The sequence below is a fragment of the Bradyrhizobium sp. FW305-F6 genome, assembly GCF_058782905.1.
On sequence record NZ_JBYSYD010000005.1, the window covers coordinates 89175 to 106412 of the forward strand.

16 protein-coding genes are annotated in these 17238 nt (G+C 64.6%); 7 read left to right on the plus strand and 9 right to left on the minus strand.

Annotation, left to right across the window (positions count from 1 at the left end):
- Positions 1–11 precede the first annotated feature (11 nt).
- Positions 12–401: a nuclear transport factor 2 family protein gene (locus tag AC3WLX_RS28515; protein WP_291619524.1), complete on the plus strand. Its 390-nt coding sequence runs from the start codon at positions 12–14 to the stop codon at positions 399–401.
- Positions 402–442: 41 nt separating this feature from the next.
- Here the strand turns inward: AC3WLX_RS28515 and pcaG are convergent, their stop codons facing one another.
- Both pcaG and pcaH read right to left on the minus strand, forming a co-directional pair.
- A complete protein-coding gene (pcaG, locus tag AC3WLX_RS28520) occupies positions 443–1069 on the minus strand; it encodes a protocatechuate 3,4-dioxygenase subunit alpha (RefSeq protein ID WP_291619523.1) in 627 nt (208 codons plus the stop codon).
- A 4-nt stretch (positions 1070–1073) separates the two neighbouring features.
- Positions 1074–1856 (minus strand): protocatechuate 3,4-dioxygenase subunit beta, encoded by a 783-nt coding sequence (pcaH, locus tag AC3WLX_RS28525; protein ID WP_492338483.1) that lies wholly within the window; start codon positions 1854–1856, stop codon positions 1074–1076.
- A gap of 93 nt (positions 1857–1949) precedes the next feature.
- On the opposite strand from pcaH, the gene AC3WLX_RS28530 reads away from it, so the two are divergent.
- The 3 genes from AC3WLX_RS28530 (at position 1950) to AC3WLX_RS28540 (ending at position 5802) form a co-directional block, all read left to right on the plus strand.
- A complete protein-coding gene (locus AC3WLX_RS28530) occupies positions 1950–2879 on the plus strand; it encodes a LysR family transcriptional regulator (RefSeq protein WP_291619519.1) in 930 nt (309 codons plus the stop codon).
- Positions 2880–2957: 78 nt separating this feature from the next.
- A complete protein-coding gene (pncB, locus tag AC3WLX_RS28535; protein WP_291619517.1) occupies positions 2958–4262 on the plus strand; it encodes a nicotinate phosphoribosyltransferase in 1305 nt (434 codons plus the stop codon).
- A gap of 229 nt (positions 4263–4491) precedes the next feature.
- Positions 4492–5802, plus strand: a complete 1311-nt coding sequence (locus tag AC3WLX_RS28540) for a GGDEF domain-containing protein (RefSeq protein ID WP_291619515.1) — start codon at positions 4492–4494, stop codon at positions 5800–5802.
- A gap of 30 nt (positions 5803–5832) precedes the next feature.
- On the opposite strand, the gene AC3WLX_RS28545 is transcribed toward AC3WLX_RS28540, so the two are convergent.
- Positions 5833–6192, minus strand: coding sequence for a helix-turn-helix transcriptional regulator (locus AC3WLX_RS28545; RefSeq protein ID WP_291619513.1), 360 nt, complete (start codon positions 6190–6192; stop codon positions 5833–5835).
- Positions 6193–6281: 89 nt separating this feature from the next.
- Positions 6282–6914 carry a TetR/AcrR family transcriptional regulator gene (locus AC3WLX_RS28550; protein WP_492338484.1) on the minus strand — a complete coding sequence of 211 codons (633 nt, stop codon included), beginning with the start codon at positions 6912–6914 and terminating at the stop codon, positions 6282–6284.
- A gap of 51 nt (positions 6915–6965) precedes the next feature.
- Here AC3WLX_RS28550 and AC3WLX_RS28555 point away from each other — a divergent pair, with 51 nt between their 5' ends.
- Positions 6966–7232 carry a hypothetical protein gene (locus AC3WLX_RS28555; protein WP_492338701.1) on the plus strand — a complete coding sequence of 89 codons (267 nt, stop codon included), beginning with the start codon at positions 6966–6968 and terminating at the stop codon, positions 7230–7232.
- A gap of 350 nt (positions 7233–7582) precedes the next feature.
- Complete coding sequence (locus AC3WLX_RS28560; protein ID WP_492338485.1) at positions 7583–10987, plus strand: acyl-[ACP]--phospholipid O-acyltransferase; 3405 nt, start codon at positions 7583–7585, stop codon at positions 10985–10987.
- Positions 10988–11014: 27 nt separating this feature from the next.
- On the opposite strand, the gene tcuB is transcribed toward AC3WLX_RS28560, so the two are convergent.
- A complete protein-coding gene (gene tcuB, locus AC3WLX_RS28565) occupies positions 11015–12115 on the minus strand; it encodes a tricarballylate utilization 4Fe-4S protein TcuB (RefSeq protein WP_492338486.1) in 1101 nt (366 codons plus the stop codon).
- Positions 12102–13493 carry an FAD-dependent tricarballylate dehydrogenase TcuA gene (gene tcuA / locus AC3WLX_RS28570; protein WP_492338487.1) on the minus strand — a complete coding sequence of 464 codons (1392 nt, stop codon included), beginning with the start codon at positions 13491–13493 and terminating at the stop codon, positions 12102–12104. The genes tcuB and tcuA overlap by 14 nt, the downstream gene beginning before the upstream one ends.
- Positions 13494–13640: 147 nt before the next feature.
- On the opposite strand from tcuA, the gene AC3WLX_RS28575 reads away from it, so the two are divergent.
- A complete protein-coding gene (locus AC3WLX_RS28575; RefSeq protein ID WP_492338488.1) occupies positions 13641–14321 on the plus strand; it encodes a GntR family transcriptional regulator in 681 nt (226 codons plus the stop codon).
- 4 nt (positions 14322–14325) lie between these two features.
- Here AC3WLX_RS28575 and AC3WLX_RS28580 read toward each other — a convergent pair whose 3' ends face one another.
- From AC3WLX_RS28580 to AC3WLX_RS28590, 3 genes are all read right to left on the minus strand, one after another.
- Positions 14326–15081, minus strand: a complete 756-nt coding sequence (locus AC3WLX_RS28580; protein WP_492338489.1) for an IclR family transcriptional regulator — start codon at positions 15079–15081, stop codon at positions 14326–14328.
- An 8-nt stretch (positions 15082–15089) separates the two neighbouring features.
- Positions 15090–15971: an NAD(P)-dependent oxidoreductase gene (locus AC3WLX_RS28585; protein ID WP_492338490.1), complete on the minus strand. Its 882-nt coding sequence runs from the start codon at positions 15969–15971 to the stop codon at positions 15090–15092.
- A 61-nt stretch (positions 15972–16032) separates the two neighbouring features.
- The gene (locus AC3WLX_RS28590) at positions 16033–17229 is read right to left on the minus strand and encodes an ABC transporter substrate-binding protein (RefSeq protein ID WP_492338491.1); all 1197 of its coding nucleotides are present in this window, start codon (positions 17227–17229) and stop codon (positions 16033–16035) included.
- Between the last annotated feature and the right edge of the window lie 9 nt (positions 17230–17238).

Genomic DNA, 17238 nt, shown 5'->3' on the forward strand with positions numbered 1-17238 from the left:
GAGAGACAACGATGAGCACGAAGACCTTCACCAAGACGGCGCCGCCGGAATGGCTGCTCGCGATGTGGAGAGAAATCGACGACAAGACCTTCGGCAAGGGTTTCGACTGCTTCGCCGAGGATGCGATCTGCAATCTCGGCGCCGCGGACTGGCACGGCCGTGAGACGATCCGTAGCAATCTTCGGCAGTTCATCGATCGCGGCGTCACCGCGCTCCATGATGTGATCGAGTACTGGGACAGCCCCCTGCTCAAGATCTTTCGCGGCGAGGTATCAATGCGCTTCGACGATCCCAACGTCGCGCCCGTGCAGCCGACGATGGTCCATTTCTTCTACATGGACGAAGAGGATCCCACCAAGGTCAAACACTGGATCGGGGCCGTCGGACCGACGGCCTTCTAGCTTGGATCGGCCTCATCTTTCGGTGAGGCCGATCGCATGGCTTAGACGTCGAAGAACACCGTCTCGTCCGGCCCCTGCAGATTGACCGTGAAGGAATACACGACCTTGCCGGCACGCTCGCAGCGGGTTGCGATCAACGTCTTGCGGCGCACTGGCTGCTCGATCAGGTTGAGCACGGGGTCGGCGGCGTTGGCGGCCTCCTCGTCCGAGAAGTAAAGTCGCGTGTTGAGGCCGATGTTGATGCCGCGCGCGACGATCCAGACATTGACATGCGGCGCGCACTTCCGCCCCGCTTTATCGGTGATCGCGCCCGGCTTGATGGTCTCGAAGGTGACGAGGCCGCTGTCGAAGTCGGAGCCGGCGCGGCCCCAGCCGCGAAAGTCCTCTTCAAGTGCGCCCGCCGAACGGTCCGCCGGATGGTTGTATCGGCCGGCCGCATTGGCCTGCCAGATCTCCAGCAGCACGTCGCGCAGCGGCGTGCCGGTGCCGTCTAGCACCCTGCCCTCCAGCGTGATGCGCTCGCCCTTGGTGTTCGGCGTCACCAGCACGTTGGAGAAATTCTTTTCGAAAATGTCGAAGCCGGCCATGGCCGGGATCAGGCCGATATGGACGTAGGGCCCCGCGGTTTGCGAAGCTGTCTCCTTGAGGTAGTCGAGCGGCTGCGGCATGGGCTCAGTTCCCCGCGGTGCGATTTTCGAAATAGGTGGAGCGCTGGCCGCGCAGCACGATGTCGAAGCGGTAGGCCAGCGAATCGAACGGCGTCGAGGCGTTGAGGTCGAGCGGCGCCACGAGTCGGTCGAGCGCATCCTTGTCCGGGATCGTCGTCAGGATCGGGCACACCGGGATCAGCGGATCGCCCTCGAAATACATCTGCGTGATCAGCCGCTGCGCAAAGCCCGACCCGAACACCGAGAAGTGGATGTGCGCGGGGCGCCAGCTGTTGACGTAGTTGCGCCAGGGATACGGTCCCGGCTTCACCGTGCGGAAATAGTAGTAGCCGGTGTCGTCGGTCAGCGCGCGGCCGCAGCCGCCGAAATTCGGATCGATCGGCGCCAGATAAGTGTCCTTCTTGTGCCGGTAGCGGCCGCCGGCATTGGCCTGCCAGAACTCGACCAGCGTGTTCGGCACCCCGCGGCCGGTCTCGTCGACCACGCGTCCGTGCACGACGATACGCTCGCCGATGGGATCGCCGTCCTTGGCGTAGTTGCGGATCAGATCATTGTCGAGCGGGCCGAGATCGTTGTGCCCGAACACGGGCCCTGACATCTCAGAGATGGAGGTCTCCAGCGACAGCAGCGACTGGCGTGGCGAGCGCAGCACCGAGGACTTGTACCCCGGCGCATGCGCCGGCGGATGGATCGAACGATCGCGCTGGAAGAAGCCGCCGTCGCTCGGCCTGAAAGGCTCGGGGCGGTTGAGGCGGGAATCCTGCAAGGCTGGCGCCTGGACGTTCATCGGCGTTGTCTCTCCCTGGGGCGCCCGGACCCGGACGCGGCTTATCGAGAGATCATGAGCCGCCCTATTCTCAAGATAAATAGATGAATTATAATGAATTGCATGAAGGAAATCGATCATTTGACCCTCGACGGCCACGCCCTCGAGCTGTTCCTGGCGGTGCTGGAAGAAGGCTCGGTGACGGCGGCAGCGACGCGGCTCGGCCTCACCCAGTCTGCCGTCAGCCACGGCTTGAACAAGCTGCGGCGGATCGCAGGCGATCCGCTGTTCGCGAAATCCGGTCGCGGCATCGTCGCGACGGCGCACGCCCAGGCGCTGGCGACCAAGGCACGCGCGCTGATCGACGAGATGCGCAGCTTCGCCGGCGGCGTCACGTTCGAGCCGCCGCGCGCGCAGCTCTCGCTGACGGTCGCCGCCAACGACTTCCAGCGCGACCTGCTGCTGCCGCGGTTCTTCGACCACGTTGCCGCGCAAGTGAAGAGCCTGAACCTGCGCGTGATTCCCTCGCAATCGCCTTCGCCCGCGATGTTGCGCGAGAACCGCTGCGACCTCCTGATCACGCCGCTGCCGCCGTCCGGCGTCGACATCGTGCAAAAGCGGCTGCTGCGAGATCATTACGTCTGCTACTACGACGCCAAGGCACGGGCCGCGCCGGCGAGCCGCAACGCCTACCTCGCGGCGCGCCACATCACCGTGGTCTATACCGACAACGAGCGGCTCGACTTCGACCGGCGGCTGGCCGCGAACGGGCTTCACCGCGACATCGCGATCTCCGTGCCGAGCTTCTCGGGCGTGCCGTCCTTTCTGCGGGGCTCGCAGATGCTGGCGAGCATGCCAAGCCTGCTCGCACCCGGCGTGATGCGGGGCTTTGCCCAGACCCCGATCCCGCTGGCGTCGCGCACGCGGACGCTGGCCGAATTGCCGATGTTCATGGTCTGGCACCAACGCTACCAGAAGGACCCGGCCCATCGCTGGGTCAGGGCCCAGCTCGAGGCCGTTGCGGCGACGGCCGCCAAATCCTGATACCAAGTGCCGTCTTCCGCAAGACTGACCTTCCCAAACCCACTGGTTGCGCAGGGAGAGCCGCGCTAAAATCCCGCCATGACAGTGACCGACATTGCGAGCCGGACCTACAATCACAGCTGGCGGCTGGATCCCATCATCCGCAGCCTGCTTGATACCGACTTCTACAAGCTATTGATGTTGCAGATGATTCGGGAGGATTACCCGAATCAGCAGGTGACCTTCTCGGTCATCAACCGCTCGCGCCATGTGCGTCTCGCCGAGATCATCGACGAAAGCGAGCTGCGTGCCCAGCTCGACCACGCCCGTACCATCCGCTTCAGCAAGAAAGAGCTGATCTGGCTGGCCGGTAACACCTTCTACGGCAAGACCCACATGTTCTCGGCGGATTTCATCCGCTGGCTGGCGGAATTCCGCTTGCCTGAGTACGAGCTGCACAAGGTCGACGGCCAATACGAGCTGCATTTCCATGGCCCGTGGACCCACACCACGATGTGGGAGATTCCGGCGCTCGCAATCCTCAACGAGCTGCGTTCGCGTGCGGCGATGAAGGGCCGCGGCCGCTTCGAGCTCGACGTGCTCTATGCCCGCGCCAAGGCCAAGCTTTGGACCAAGGTGGAGCGGCTGCGCAAGCTGGAGAATTTGCGGCTGTCCGACTTCGGCACCCGCCGCCGTCATGGCTTCCTCTGGCAGCGCTGGTGCGTCGAGGCGGTGAAGGAAGGCCTCGGCTCATCCTTCATCGGCACCTCCAACGTGCTGCTTGCGATGGACAACGATCTCGAAGCCATCGGCACCAACGCGCACGAGCTGCCGATGGTCGCGGCCGCGCTCGCCAGGGACGACGAGGAATTGCGCTGGGCGCCCTATCGCATTCTCGACCAGTGGCGCCAGACTTATGGCGGCAATCTCCTGATCGCGCTGCCGGACGCCTTCGGCACCAAGGCATTCCTGCGCGATGCGCCGGAATGGGTCGCCGACTGGACTGGCTTCCGCCCCGACAGCGCGCCGCCGATCCAGGCCGGCGAGGAGATCATCGCGTGGTGGCAGAAGAAGGGCCGCAATCCCGCGGACAAGCTGCTGGTCTTCTCCGACGCGATGGACGTCGGTTCGATCGAGGAGACCTATCACCACTTCGCCGGGCGGGTGCGGCTCTCCTTCGGCTGGGGCACCAACCTCACCAACGACTTCGTCGGCTGCACGCCGGACGGCTCGTTCAATCTCGATCCGATCTCGCTGGTCTGCAAGGTGTCGTCGGTCGACGGCCAGCCGGCCGTCAAGCTATCGGACAATCCGGAGAAGGCGACCGGCCTGCCCTCGGAGATCGAGCGTTACCTGCGCGTGTTCGGCGACGCCGGGCGCGTGCGCAAGCCGGTGCTGGTCTGACAACACGCGCATCACCACGATGGCGCGCGTGTAGCGCTCATCGCCGATACCGCTCCGGTATCGGTTGATCGGCATTTGAAACGATCTGCGCACATCCACCTTACATTGCTTTCACCTTACGGCGCAGTCATTCGCGATTTTCAGGTCGAGTTAAGCAACCGTCGCCTCTAGTTCAGGTTGCAGATGCAGCGCTCCGTCGGGGGCATTGCGCGATTTGGGGAACGCCAGGGTGTTTGGCAGAACATCAACGTCGATGAAGGGACACAGCTTCCTTCACGTCATCAAGCTCGTGTCGCCTTTCGTGATGGTCGTCCTGCTCCAGGCGGCGATCGCGGGGTTCAGTCTCGAGGTGATGTCCTCGGTCCGAGCCTATGTCGCAGGCGAGGCATTATGGTCACGCTCGCAGAAGAATGCCGTCTATTTCCTCAATCTCTACCTGCATTCGGGTGACCCGGGCCAGTTCGCGCAGTACCAGGCCTCTCTCGCCGTTCCCATCGGGGACGAGTTCGCGCGCTGGGCGCTCGAGCGCGATCCGGTCGACATCGAGTCCGCCCGCATCGGCTTCCTGCAAGGCGGCAACCATCCGGAGGATGTGTCGGGACTGATCTGGCTGTACCGCTACTTCAACCGCGTCAGCTTCCTGCAGGAAGCGATCCAGGAGTGGAGAGCCACCGATCCCATCTTGCTCGAGCTCAGCGTATTCGGCGAGCTCATCCGGTCGGAGCTGGCGAACGGTCCCATTCAAGACGATCGCGTGCAATTTCTGTCGTCTCGGCTCTCAGAGCTCAACACCCAGTTCACGGTACATGCCAAACGTTTTTCCACCGTCCTGGGTGAAGGCTCGAGGGCGATCAAGGTTATGCTGACCTGCATCAACGTCGCCAGCGCGGCAACGCTGATCCTGCTTCTGATCTGGCATACGCGGCGGCTGGTCTTGCAACGCCAGGCGTTCGAGACGGCCTTGCATGCCGAGAAGGAGCGCCTGGCGTGGCAGGCTTCGCACGATTGGTTGACCGGCCTCTCCAACCGTCGCGCCTTCGAGGCGCGCTTGCAAAGCGAGCTGGAGAATCCCGCAGCGGGTGCGCTTGGCCTGATCCTGCTCGACCTCGACCAGTTCAAGGGCGTCAACGACAGCTGCGGCCACCTTGCCGGCGATCGCCTGCTCCGAGAGGTCTCGCGCCTCCTGCAACAGGGCCGACATGCGGATGATCTGGTGGCCCGGCTCGGCGGCGACGAATTCGGCCTGATCCTGCCGCGATGCTCGGCTTTCGATGCCGCCGACATCGCCGAGCGCTTGCGCAGATCGCTCGAGCAGTTCAGTTTCGCCTGGGACGACCGCTGCTTTGTCGCGACCGCCAGCATCGGCGTCGCCTGCATCGCCGACCGCAACACCACGCTCGAGGATGCGATGCGGTGCGCGGATGCCGCCTGCTACCGGGCCAAGGAAAAAGGACGCAACCGCGTTCAGGTCGAGAGCGGGAGACCAAGCGTCGTCGCCGTTACGCCGCAGCCTCGCGAAGCTCTCGCAGCGCGGGCCTGATGGCCTTCGGAGAAGAGAATTGGACGGACCTCAATTCTTGGATGCCGCCAACGGCCCCTCAGCGGCCGGCGCCTGATGGCGCATGTCGCTCGGGGTCATGCCGAACCGGCGCCGAAACGTGCGATGAAAGTAGGACACGTCGTTGAAGCCTACGACATGCGCGATGTCGCTCACCTTGCGCGAGCGATGCAAGGGATCTCGGAGCAGCCTTGCGGCGCGGAGCAATCGCTGCTCCAGCACGAACTCTGAAAACGTGGTGCCGGTTCGCTCGAACAGGATCTGCACGTAGCGCGCACTGGCGCGGTTGCGCTGGGCAACGTCGCCAAGACTGAGGTCACCGTTGCCCAGCCGCGCCAGCACATCGGCCTTGATCGCCTCGAGACGCGCCACGGCCGCCTCAGTCCATACGCGACTGTACCTTCAGTCCACCCGGCCAGCGGGCGGGCGGCGCGTCGGATGTAATGGCTCGGCCGCCCCGATCAAGCAAGCCGCCCGCCCAGCGGCAGAATTCCGAGACCGACGAGATGGGTCTCGACGAACTGCTCGATCTGCTGGCGCAGCATCTGCGGCGGCACCGCCACCATACGCTCCTCGAGGCCGAGCGAGATGATGCCGTGCACCGCGGAAAACAGCGTGCGCGAGAGCAGCGCGATCTTCACGTCATCCGCATCCGGCAACAGCCGCACCAGGGGCGGATGCATCAACGCGAAGGCATCCATGACCATCTGGAGAATGTCGTCCGGATAAGGGCGGTCGTCCTCCATCCGATGCTCGAACAGGGAGCGCAGCAGATTGGCGTGCTCGGCAAAGAAATCGAGATAGGTCGCGGCAAGGCCATGGAGCTGGCGGACCGGATCCTCAGCCGGAACGCCCCTCAGCCGCGCCGTGAGCGCCTGAACCGTCTCCCGATTGACCGTCAGGATGACCCCGTCGAAGTCCCCGAACTCGTTATAGACGCTGCCGACCGAGCAGCCGACAGCCTCCGCGACGTCACGGACCTTCAATGATCTCAGCCCTTTAGCTGAGATGATGCCGCGGGCGATCTCGACGATCTGGATCCGGCGCCGAAATTTTTTCTGGTCGCGCGGCGATTCTTCTTGAACATTGTTCATTTTCAAGCTACTCATGTGAACATTGTTCAAATTAGCCTGGAGAACTTCCAAATGCAAACCCTCGCTGTTGATATCGCCGCCACCTTCGTCGATGACGCCGCCGCTCTCGTGACCGGGTTCGGCTGGACCCTGCTGCGGTTCGCGATGGCGCCGATCAATCGCATAGCCAATGCTTGCGACGTCGCCGGCGTGCTCGCGGAACGCCGGGCGACCTTCCGGATGTGGCGGGCGAGCCGTTCGCGTGCCCGGCAGGAGGGCCGCCGATACAGCCTGCTCGGCCGTCTCTCGCCCTTTCGCCACCTCTCCCATCTCACCTGATTCCCACAGCTGGCAGTTGCTCGGCTCGAATGCAAAATCCGGTGGCAAGGAAGGACTCACCATCTCCCGATGTCGGCGGCCGATCCCGCCAGACCTCGGCGATGCGGTTCAGCCTTTCCTCATCGCCGGCGCAATATCTGGTCAGGCGCGGCCTCTCGCCGGAGCAGGCGGCGGCCAGATATTTGCGAACCTAACGACAACGCTTGGAGACCAACAGGATCAGAGGGACCGAGGGGACAAAGCAGGCCGGCGACCGCCGCCCTGTCATGCTCGCCCCCCGCCCTTCCGGTCGTGACGCTTTCACCGCCAAAGTAACAATCTCAGGCTGCCTTTCCAAAACAGGACTAGTCATGATCAGGGAATTGATGTCGTCACGCCGCTTCGCGCCGCTGTTCTGGGCGCAATTTTTCTCGGCGCTCAATGACAATGTGCTCAAGAACGCACTCGTCATCATCCTGCTTTACAGCGCGGCGACGAGCCACGGCGATGCCTTGGTGACGGTCGCAGGCGCCGTCTTCATCTTCCCCTATTTCATCCTGTCCGGCCTCGGCGGCCAGCTCGCCGACAAATACGTCAAATCCGTCGTCGCAAGGCGGCTCAAATTCGTCGAGATCTTCGCCGCCTGCTTTGCCGCCGCCGGCTTTTTCCTGCATTCGGTGCCGCTGCTGTTCGCCGCGCTCGCGCTGTTCGGCACCATCGCCGCCCTGTTCGGCCCGGTCAAATACGCCATGCTGCCGGACCAGCTCGAGCTCGGCGAGCTCGCGACCGGCAACGCACTGGTTGAAGGTGCGACCTTCATGGCGATCCTGCTCGGCACCGTCGCCGGCGGCCAGTTCGTGGCCGGCTCGACGCATATGGGCTGGGTCGCCTCGGCCGTGGTCGCGCTGGCGCTGTTGTCCTGGGCGTTCGCCGCTCGCATTCCGCAGACGACGCCCTCCGCGCCCGACCTGCGCGTCGATGCCAATCCCTGGACCTCGACGCTCGGCCTGCTCAGGACGCTCTACGCCGACCGCCGGCTGTGGGACGGCACCGTGATCGTCTCCTGGTTCTGGCTGGTGGGCGCCATCGTGTTGTCGCTGCTGCCGGCGCTGATCAAGGAGGTGGTCGGCGGCACCGAGGGCGTGGTGACGTTGTGCCTTGCCATCTTCGCGATCGGTATTGCGATCGGCTCGCTGTTTGCCGCAAGCCTCAGCCATGTCCGCCCCAACCTCGCGTTGGTGCCGATCGGCGCCATCATCATGGGCTTTGCCGGCATCGATCTCGCCTGGGCCATCGGCGTCACCGCCAAGGGGCAGGACATCACCGCGCTGAGCTTTGCGACCTCGTTCGCCGGCCTGCGCATGCTGGCCGACTTCGTCGCCTTCGCATTCGGCGGCGGCCTGTTCGTCGTGCCGTCCTTTGCCGCGGTCCAGGCCTGGTCGCAACCGTCCGAACGCGCCCGCATCATCGCCGCCGGCAACGTGCTGCAGGCCGCCTTCATGGTGGTCGGCTCGCTGTTCGTCGCGCTGCTGCAGGCGGCCGGCCTTCATATCGGCTGGATCTTCTTCGGACTCGGGATTGCCAGCTTCGGCGCGGTCTGGTTCGTGCTGACCAAGTGGGGGAAGGAAGGCGTGCGCGATGCCGGCGGGCTTCTGTTCCGCGCCCTTTTCCGTACCGAAGTGCGGGGGCTCGAAAACCTGCCGCCTCCCGGCACGCGCATGCTGATCGCGCCCAACCACGTCAGCTTGGTCGACGGCCCGCTGCTGCACGCTGTGCTGCCGATCGACGCGAGCTTTGCAGTCGACACCGGCATCGCCAAGGCCTGGTGGGCCAAGCCGTTCCTGCGTGCGGTCAAGCATTACACCATGGACCCGACCAAGCCGCTGGCCGCGCGCGACCTGATCAAGCTGGTCGCATCCGGCGAGCCGGTCGTGATCTTCCCGGAAGGGCGCATCACGGTCTCGGGGTCGCTCATGAAGGTGTATGACGGCACCGCGATGATCGCAGACAAGGCCGATGCCGTCGTGGTGCCGGTCCGGATCGAAGGCGCACAGCGCTCCTATCTCAGCTATCTCAACTCCAGCCAGATCAAGCGATCCTGGTTTCCGCGGGTCACGGTCACCATCCTGCCGCCCGTCAAGCTCCCCGTCGATGAGACGCTGAAGGGCAAGGCGCGCCGCAATGCCGCCGGCGCCGCGCTGCAGGACGTCATGATCGATGCGCTCGTGAAGAACGCCATGCTCGATCACACGCTGTTCGAAGCGCTCGGACACGCCTATCGCGACCGCGACACCGGCAAGGTCATCATCGAGGACGCGCTCGGGACCAAGCTGACCTATCGCAAGCTGATCCTCGGCGCGCAGGTCCTGAGCCGCAAGCTGGAAAGCGGCACCGCAATCGGAGAGAATGTCGGCGTGCTGCTGCCGAACTCGGCGGGCGTTGCCGTCGTGTTCATGGCGCTGCAGAACATCGGCCGGGTGCCGGCGATGCTGAACTTCTCGGCCGGTCCGGTCAACGTGCTCGCCGCCATGAAGGCTGCGCAGGTCAAGACCGTGCTGACCTCGAAAGCCTTCATCGAGAAGGGCAAGCTCGACAAGCTGATGACCGCAATCTCCGCGGAGGCGCGCGTCGTCTATCTCGAGGACGTCCGCGCCTCGATCGGTACCGCCGACAAGATCAAGGGCCTGCTCGCCGGCACCGCGCCGCGCGTCGCGCGCCAGCCGAACGACCCGGCCGTCGTGCTGTTCACGTCGGGCTCCGAAGGCACGCCCAAGGGCGTCGTGCTGTCCCACCGCAACATCCTCGCCAACGCGGCGCAGGCGCTGGCGCGGGTCGATGCCAACGCCAACGACAAGGTGTTCAACGTGCTGCCGGTGTTCCACTCGTTCGGGCTGACCGGGGGCATGATGATGCCGATGCTGGCGGGCATTCCGATCTACATGTATCCCTCGCCGCTGCATTATCGGATCGTGCCCGAGCTGATCTACCAGACCGGCGCGACCATCCTGTTCGGCACCGACACGTTCCTCACCGGCTACGCCCGCTCGGCGCACGCTTACGACTTCCGCACCCTGCGCCTCGTGATCGCCGGCGCCGAGGCGGTCAAGGACCGCACGCGGCAAGTGTTCATGGAGCGCTACGGCATTCGCATTCTCGAAGGCTACGGCGTCACCGAGACCGCGCCCGTGCTCGCCATGAACACGCCGATGGCCAACCGTCCCGGCACCGTCGGCCGCCTCTCGCCGTTGATGGAAAGCCGGCTCGATCCAGTCCCCGGCATCGAGGAAGGCGGTCGCCTGTCGGTGCGTGGCCCGAACGTGATGCTCGGTTACCTCAGGGCCGAAAATCCCGGCGTGCTCGAAGTGCTGCCCGAGGGCTGGCACGACACCGGCGACATCGTGTCGATCGACGCTGCCGGCTTCATCACCATCAAGGGCCGCGCCAAGCGCTTTGCCAAGATCGCGGGCGAAATGGTCTCGCTGTCCGCCGTCGAAGCCATCGCTGCGTCGCTATGGCCGCAGGCCGCCTCGGTCGCGGTCGCGATCCCCGACCAGCGCAAGGGCGAGCGCATCGTGCTGCTGACCACGGAGAAGAACGCCGAGCGCAGCGCGATGCAGGCCCAGGCGAAGGCGATCGGCGCCTCCGAGCTGACGGTGCCCGCGGCGATCATGGTGGTCGACAAGGTGCCGCTGCTCGGCACCGGCAAGACCGACTATGTCACGTCGACGGCGATGGCGCGCGAGCAGGCGTCAGCGCCGGAGCGCGAGGTGGCGTAAGAGGTTTGGAGACGGGCGACGCGCGGGTCACACCGCCGTCCGTCGCTCCTGCGCATAGCGCACCAGCGCTGCGAAGCGATAGATGCCATGCACGAACTTGCCGTAGGGCATGGTGACGAATAACGCGAACACCGCGCCGAGATGCAGCGCCAGCAGCGGTCCCATCGCGGCGGTCTCGCGCAGCACCAGCAGCAGCATCCCGGTGAGCCCGGTCAGGAACAGCATGACGATGAAGCCGACATCCATGCCGTAGCTGAACTCGTCGAGCAGCGCCGGATTGCGCCTCATCTTGGCCGTGAACAGGCCGATCGGCCCGACGATCAGGCCGATGCCGCCAAGCGTACCGAGCACCACCGGCAGGTCCCACCACGGATAGGGCGCTTCGCGGCCGAGCAGATAGTGATACAGCGTGGCCACTGACGTCGCCGCGAAGCACAGCAGGAAGCCGTAAAACGTCAGGTGGTGATAGAGCTTGCGCCGGTCCGTGGGCTTGTCGTCCTCGTTATAGCAGCCGACACCGCCGCCGTGGAGATAGCGCAGTTCGCCAGCGTCGCGGATCGTCTGAAAGATCGAGCCGCCGTCCGCGCGGCCGCCGATGGGCGCGCCGATGTCGCGCCAGAAGGCGCGCACACCCATGATCACTGCGAAAACGGCGTAGAGAAACGCGGCGCCGAACAGCGCGGCCATGGTGTTATGCGGCATCAGTTTGTAGAACGCGCCGGGCCCTTTGTGCACGCCGAACAGCACGCTGTGATCATTCAGCGCTGCGAAGCCGAGGATGAAAGCTGCCATGCTGAGCGCTGCGACAATGCTGATGACGAGGCCGTTACGCGCGAAGGCACCGGACAGCACCTGCGGCCAAGCATAGGTCGCGTATGATTCCGCACGCGCGACCGCAAGCGTCTTCGGGACATTCACGTTGAACTCATGCGGCGGCGCAAACTGGCAGTCGACGTAGCAGGCGCCGCAGGAATGGCAGAGATTAGCGAGATAGTTGAGATCGCCGTCCGAGAAAGCCCGTCGCATCTCCATCGCCGGAAACACTGCGCACAGTCCCTCGCAATATCGGCAGGAATTGCAGACCGTCATCAGACGGTCGGCTTCATCCAAAATCCTAGTTCCGTGCATGTTTCGCCGCTTCCCGTCCTGCGATCCGCCCGAAGACGCTGCCGATGGTCATACCCATGCCGGCCGCATAGCCTTTGCCGAGCACGTTGCCGGCCATGATCTCGCCGGCCGCATACATGTTGGCGGACGGCTTGCCGTCCGCCATCAGCATCCGCGCCTCCTTGTTCACCCGCGTGCCGAGATAGGTGAAGGTGATGCCGGGCCGAACCGGATAGGCGAGATAAGGCGGCGTTTCGATCTTGCGCGCCCAGTGCGTCTTGGGCGGCGTAATGCCTTCCGTCACGCAATCGTCGAGAATGGTGTGGTCGAAGGTCCCGGGCCGCACCGCCGCGTTGAATTCGGTGATGGTCTTCTCCAGCGCGACCGGATCGAGCGCGAGCTTGGCGGCGAGTTCCGCCACCGTCTGCCCGGCGATCGGCGGAAACAGCGTCGGCATGAAGCTGGTGACGACTGTGGAATCGAAGATGATGTAGGCGATCTGGTCCGGTTGCGCCGCGACCAGCCGGCCCCAGATCGCGTAGCGCTTCGGCCAGATGTCCTCGCCCTCGTCGTAGAAGCGCTGGGCGTGCTTGTTGACGACGATACCGAACACGACCGAGTCATGTCGGGTGATGATGCCGCCGTCGAATTTCGGCGCGCGGGCGTCGATCGCGACCGCATGGCACTGGGTGGGATCGCCGACCTCCTGCACGCCCTTGGCGAGCAGCATCTTGAGAATCGAGCCGCGATTATACGGCGTCCCGCGAATCAGGAAATTGTCTGCCGCCTCACCCCAATATTGCTTCAGCCATTCGATGTTGGCCTCGAATCCGCCGGCGGCGGCCACCAGCGCACCGGCGCGGATCTCGGTCTTGCCGTTGATCGGCCGCTTGAGGCGCGCGGCCAGAAACATGCTGTCCTCGATCAGGAGATCGGTGACCTCGGCGTCGTATTCGACGTCGACCCCGAGCCGTTCCGCTGTGAGATACAACGCATTCAGCATCGCCCGACCGCCGCCAAGAAAAAACGAATTGGTGCGGCCGAGACTGAGGGTGCCGCCGAGCGAGGGCTGCCACCGCACACCCTGCTCCACGATCCAGTTCAGGATGTCCTTGGACTCCCGGATCATGTGGCGGGCGAGCACCTCGTCGGTCTGCCCGCCAGTCACGCGCAGCAGGTCCTCCCAAAACTCCTCCTCCGTGTAGGGGCCGGTGAGGATTTCGGTCGCGGCGTCATGGGCACAGCGCATGTTGCGGGTGTGGCGGGTGTTGCCGCCGCGATAGAACTTTGGCGCCCCTTCGAGCACCAGTACCGAAGCGCCCCCGCGCCGCGCGCTGATCGCTGCGCACAGCGCCGCGTTGCCGCCGCCGATCACCAGCACATCGTATTTGCTGCTCATACCGTTGCCCGCTACGGCTAAATTGGAGACATTCTTTCTGCAGGCGGCCTCGATGCCTCGACGGCCATTGCGTACTTTTGTATACAAAGATATACAGCGACCGTGCAAGCGGCATCTCTGCATGGGCAGGATACGCATCGAGGGACGATGGCCAGACGCCCGGCGAACTCAGGCGGAAGGATCTTGCGCGGCGACGTTGCGCTCGGCGAGGCCGTGTTTCGCTCGCTGTGCGAGGCGCTCCAGGCCGGCAGCTACCGCGCCGGCGACCGCCTGCGCGAGGAGGAGGTCGCCCAGCGGCTGAAGGTCAGCCGCACGCCGGTGAGGGAGGCGCTGGGCCGGCTCGCCGCGCGCGGCTTCGTCGCGCCGGCCGGCGGTCGTGGGCTGATCGTCCGCAATCTCGATATTTCCGAGGTGCTGGAGCTCTACGCCATGCGCGAGATCATGGAAGGCGCCGCCGCGCGCCTCGCCGCCGCGCACGCCTCACCAACCGAGATCGATGCGCTCAGGGATATCGAGCAGGCCTTCGTGGAGGCGCCCGCGAGCAATACGGCCGACATGGCGAGGCTCAACCGCGCCTTTCACGAGGCCGTCTGCCGCGCCGCGCGCAACCGCTATCTCGACAACGCCTCACGGGAATTGCAGGACTGGATCGCCCTGCTCGGCCCGACCACATTCACCGTATCGGGGCGTCCCTCGACCAGCCACGACGAGCATCGCGCCATCATCGACGCCATCGCCGCGCGCGACGGCGACAGAGCCGAGCAACTCGCGCGCGCGCATATAAGCGAGGCGCTGCGCTGCCGGCTGAAGCTTTTGCAGAAGCAGTAAGCGCCTAGCGCTTCGCCCTGCGGGCGGGACGCGCGTCTTCAGCCGGCGCCGGCAGAGCCTTGTCGAGCAGCTCGGTCGGACCGCCCAACGCCCGCGTCAGGCGGATGGCGGCTCTCAGCAACAGCGACGTCATCGTTTTGATGTTGTCGCGCGTGAAGCGCGGCTTGGGCCCCGACAGCGACAAGGCGCCGGCGCATTTGCCGCCAGGACCGAACACCGGGCAGGCCAGCCCGGCGCAATCGGGATCCCGCTCCCCAAAGGACAGCGCGATGCAGCCTTCTCGAATCTCGTCGTAGCCGCCCCTCTTCTCGCCGTCGAAGGCGAGGATGACCCGTCCGGCCGCGCCGCGGTCGAGCGGCAGCAGCATGCCGGCCTCGACCCGGTCGAGGGTCGAATGCCGGGAATCGACGCGGAAGACGCACAGCCGGCGTTTGGCATCATGCCGGACGTGGAACGAAGGGCTCTCGGTGCCGTCGGCCACGAGTTGGCGCAACAGCGGCATCACGCGATCATGCAGATTATTGCTGCGCTGGTAGACCGCCCCGAGCCGGAACGGCGTCGGACCGAGATGATAGCGACCGTCGGCGAACTGCACGAGATAGCCGAATTCCTGAAGCGACGTCATCAGCCGCAACAGCGTGCTCTTGTACATCTTGGTGCGCCGGGCGAGCTCCGCCAACGTCATCGGCTCCGGCGCGTCCTCGAAAGCCGCCAGGATACTTAGAGCGCGGTCGACGGCTGCGACGCCGGGCGAAGGCATGGGGTCTCCTATTGCGGAAATCCGGAGGGATCGATGAGCTTTGCGATGACCGGAAAATACGCATCACCCAAGCCCTTGTCGATCGTCTCCTGGAAGATCGTGCGCATCAGCGCTGCCCCCCTCAGGTTAAGCCCCGCCTGCGCGCCGAGCTCGAGCGCATAGGAGAGATCCTTCATGGCATATTCCGTCGAGAACGCGCGCAGCGGAAACTCCTCGGCGACGATCGCCTTCATACCGTGATTGCGCAGGGCAAAACTGTCCGCCGACCCCTTGGACAGCGTGTCCAGCAGCAGCTTTGGCTCGACGCCACTGTGCTTGGCAATCGCGACGGCCTCCGCCAGCGCATTCACGGTCTCGAACAGCACCATGTTGTTGAGGATCTTCGTCACTTGCCCCGCGCCTGTTTCGCCACAGAGCGTGACGTCGGTCGCAAAATGCCGGATCAGCGGCTCGACTACGGCGAACTGCTCGGTCGTCGCACCGACCATGACGCTGAGCGTGCCGTCCTGCGCCGCCTGTCGGGTGCGCGCGATCGGCGCATCGATCCAAAGCGCGCTCTTGTCCGCGAGCTGCTTGGCGAAGGAACGGGTCAGGCCGACGTCGGACGTGCCGAGATCGATCACGATCTGACCGGGCTTGATCCCTGGCAAGATGCTCTCAAACACCGACATCACGTGCTTGGCGCTGGGCAGGCACAGGAAGATCGTTTGTACGCCGGCGACGAGATCCCCGATCGACTTCGCCGCCGTCGCTCCATCGGCCACGATCCGCGCCAAAGGCTCCGCGGCAAGATCGAACGCAAGGACCAGCCGGCCGCTCCTGCGCAACAGGTTGCGGCAGATCGGCTCTCCCATGACGCCAAGACCGATGAACCCAATCGAACCAGACATTCCTTAACGCTCCTCGAAGTTAAGCAGCCGGCCGGGACTCGATCCCGGCCGGCCGGCGCAGTTACTTTACCAGCGGGCAGCCGCCTTCGCTCATGGGACGAAACACCTCTTCGCCCGGCTTCGAGCTGACAACCCGGTAATAGTCGAACTTGTACTTGGACTCCTCCGGCTTCTTCACCTGTACCAGATGCATCATGTGCAGCACGCGCCCGTCCGGGCGGACCGCAACGTCCTTGTTGTACATGTCGTTGACCTTCAGCTCGTGCATCTTGGCGGCAACGGCCGTTGCATCGGTGGTACCGGCCGCCTTCACGGCTGCGAGGTAATGATGGACACCGCTGTAGACGCCGGCCTGCACCATGCTCGCGACCTTGCCGTCCATCAGCGCCGCGTAGCGCTTCGACCAGGCGCGGGTCTGCTCGTTGAGATCCCAGTAGAACGAGGTCGTCACCTGCAGGCCTTGGGTGACCTTCAGGCCGAGCGAATTCACGTCGGTGATGAAGACCAGCAGGCCGGCGAGCTTCTGGCCACCCTCGACGATGCCGAACTCACCCGCCTGCTTGATCGCGGTCTGCACGTCCGCGCCCGACGTCGCAAGGCCAACCACGTCTGCCTTCGATCCCTGCGCCTGCAGCAGAAAGGACGCAAAGTCCGCAGTGCCGAGCGGATGCGCAGCCGAGCCGATCACCTTGCCGCTGGCGGCCTCGATGAACTTCGTCGCATCGCGCTGAAGCGCGTGGCCAAAGGCGTAGTCGGCGGTCACGAAGTACCAGGTCTTGCCGCCGGCCCGCGTGATCGCGTCGCTGGTCAGCTTCGACAGCGCATAGGTGTCGTAGTTGAAGTGGAAGCTGACCGGCGAGCAGGACTTTCCAGTGAAATCCGACGAGCCCGGACCCGAAATGACGAAAATCTTGTTCTTCTGCTTCGCGACTTCCAGAATGGCAAAGCCGGCCGAGGAGGCTGCGCCGTCCGCGATCATGTCGACGCCCTCATTGTCGAACCATTTGCGCGCAGTCGCCGATGCGATGTCCGGCTTGTTCTGATGGTCGGCCGAAACGATCTCGATCTTCTTGCCGAGCAGTTCGTTGCCGAAATCTTCCGCTGCCAGCTTGGCAGCAGCGACCGAGCCGCGCCCGCCATTGTCGGCGAAAACGCCGGATTGGTCGTTGAGGACGCCGATCCTGATGACATTGTCGGCCGCGGTCACGCTGCCCGTTTGTGCAGCCAGAACGGCCGCGATCATCCAACGCAACTTCATAACATATGC

Coding starts and splice junctions, on each gene's coding strand:
- AC3WLX_RS28555 (WP_492338701.1), top strand. CDS start 6,966: ATGCAAACCCTCGCTGTTGATATCGCCGCCACCTTCGTCGATGACGCC.
- AC3WLX_RS28590 (WP_492338491.1), bottom strand. CDS start 17,229: ATGAAGTTGCGTTGGATGATCGCGGCCGTTCTGGCTGCACAAACGGGC.
- AC3WLX_RS28560 (WP_492338485.1), top strand. CDS start 7,583: ATGATCAGGGAATTGATGTCGTCACGCCGCTTCGCGCCGCTGTTCTGG.
- tcuB (WP_492338486.1), bottom strand. CDS start 12,115: ATGCACGGAACTAGGATTTTGGATGAAGCCGACCGTCTGATGACGGTC.
- pcaH (WP_492338483.1), bottom strand. CDS start 1,856: ATGAACGTCCAGGCGCCAGCCTTGCAGGATTCCCGCCTCAACCGCCCC.
- tcuA (WP_492338487.1), bottom strand. CDS start 13,493: ATGAGCAGCAAATACGATGTGCTGGTGATCGGCGGCGGCAACGCGGCG.
- AC3WLX_RS28550 (WP_492338484.1), bottom strand. CDS start 6,914: ATGAACAATGTTCAAGAAGAATCGCCGCGCGACCAGAAAAAATTTCGG.
- AC3WLX_RS28585 (WP_492338490.1), bottom strand. CDS start 15,971: ATGTCTGGTTCGATTGGGTTCATCGGTCTTGGCGTCATGGGAGAGCCG.
- AC3WLX_RS28515 (WP_291619524.1), top strand. CDS start 12: ATGAGCACGAAGACCTTCACCAAGACGGCGCCGCCGGAATGGCTGCTC.
- pcaG (WP_291619523.1), bottom strand. CDS start 1,069: ATGCCGCAGCCGCTCGACTACCTCAAGGAGACAGCTTCGCAAACCGCG.
- AC3WLX_RS28575 (WP_492338488.1), top strand. CDS start 13,641: ATGGCCAGACGCCCGGCGAACTCAGGCGGAAGGATCTTGCGCGGCGAC.
- AC3WLX_RS28530 (WP_291619519.1), top strand. CDS start 1,950: ATGAATTGCATGAAGGAAATCGATCATTTGACCCTCGACGGCCACGCC.
- pncB (WP_291619517.1), top strand. CDS start 2,958: ATGACAGTGACCGACATTGCGAGCCGGACCTACAATCACAGCTGGCGG.
- AC3WLX_RS28580 (WP_492338489.1), bottom strand. CDS start 15,081: ATGCCTTCGCCCGGCGTCGCAGCCGTCGACCGCGCTCTAAGTATCCTG.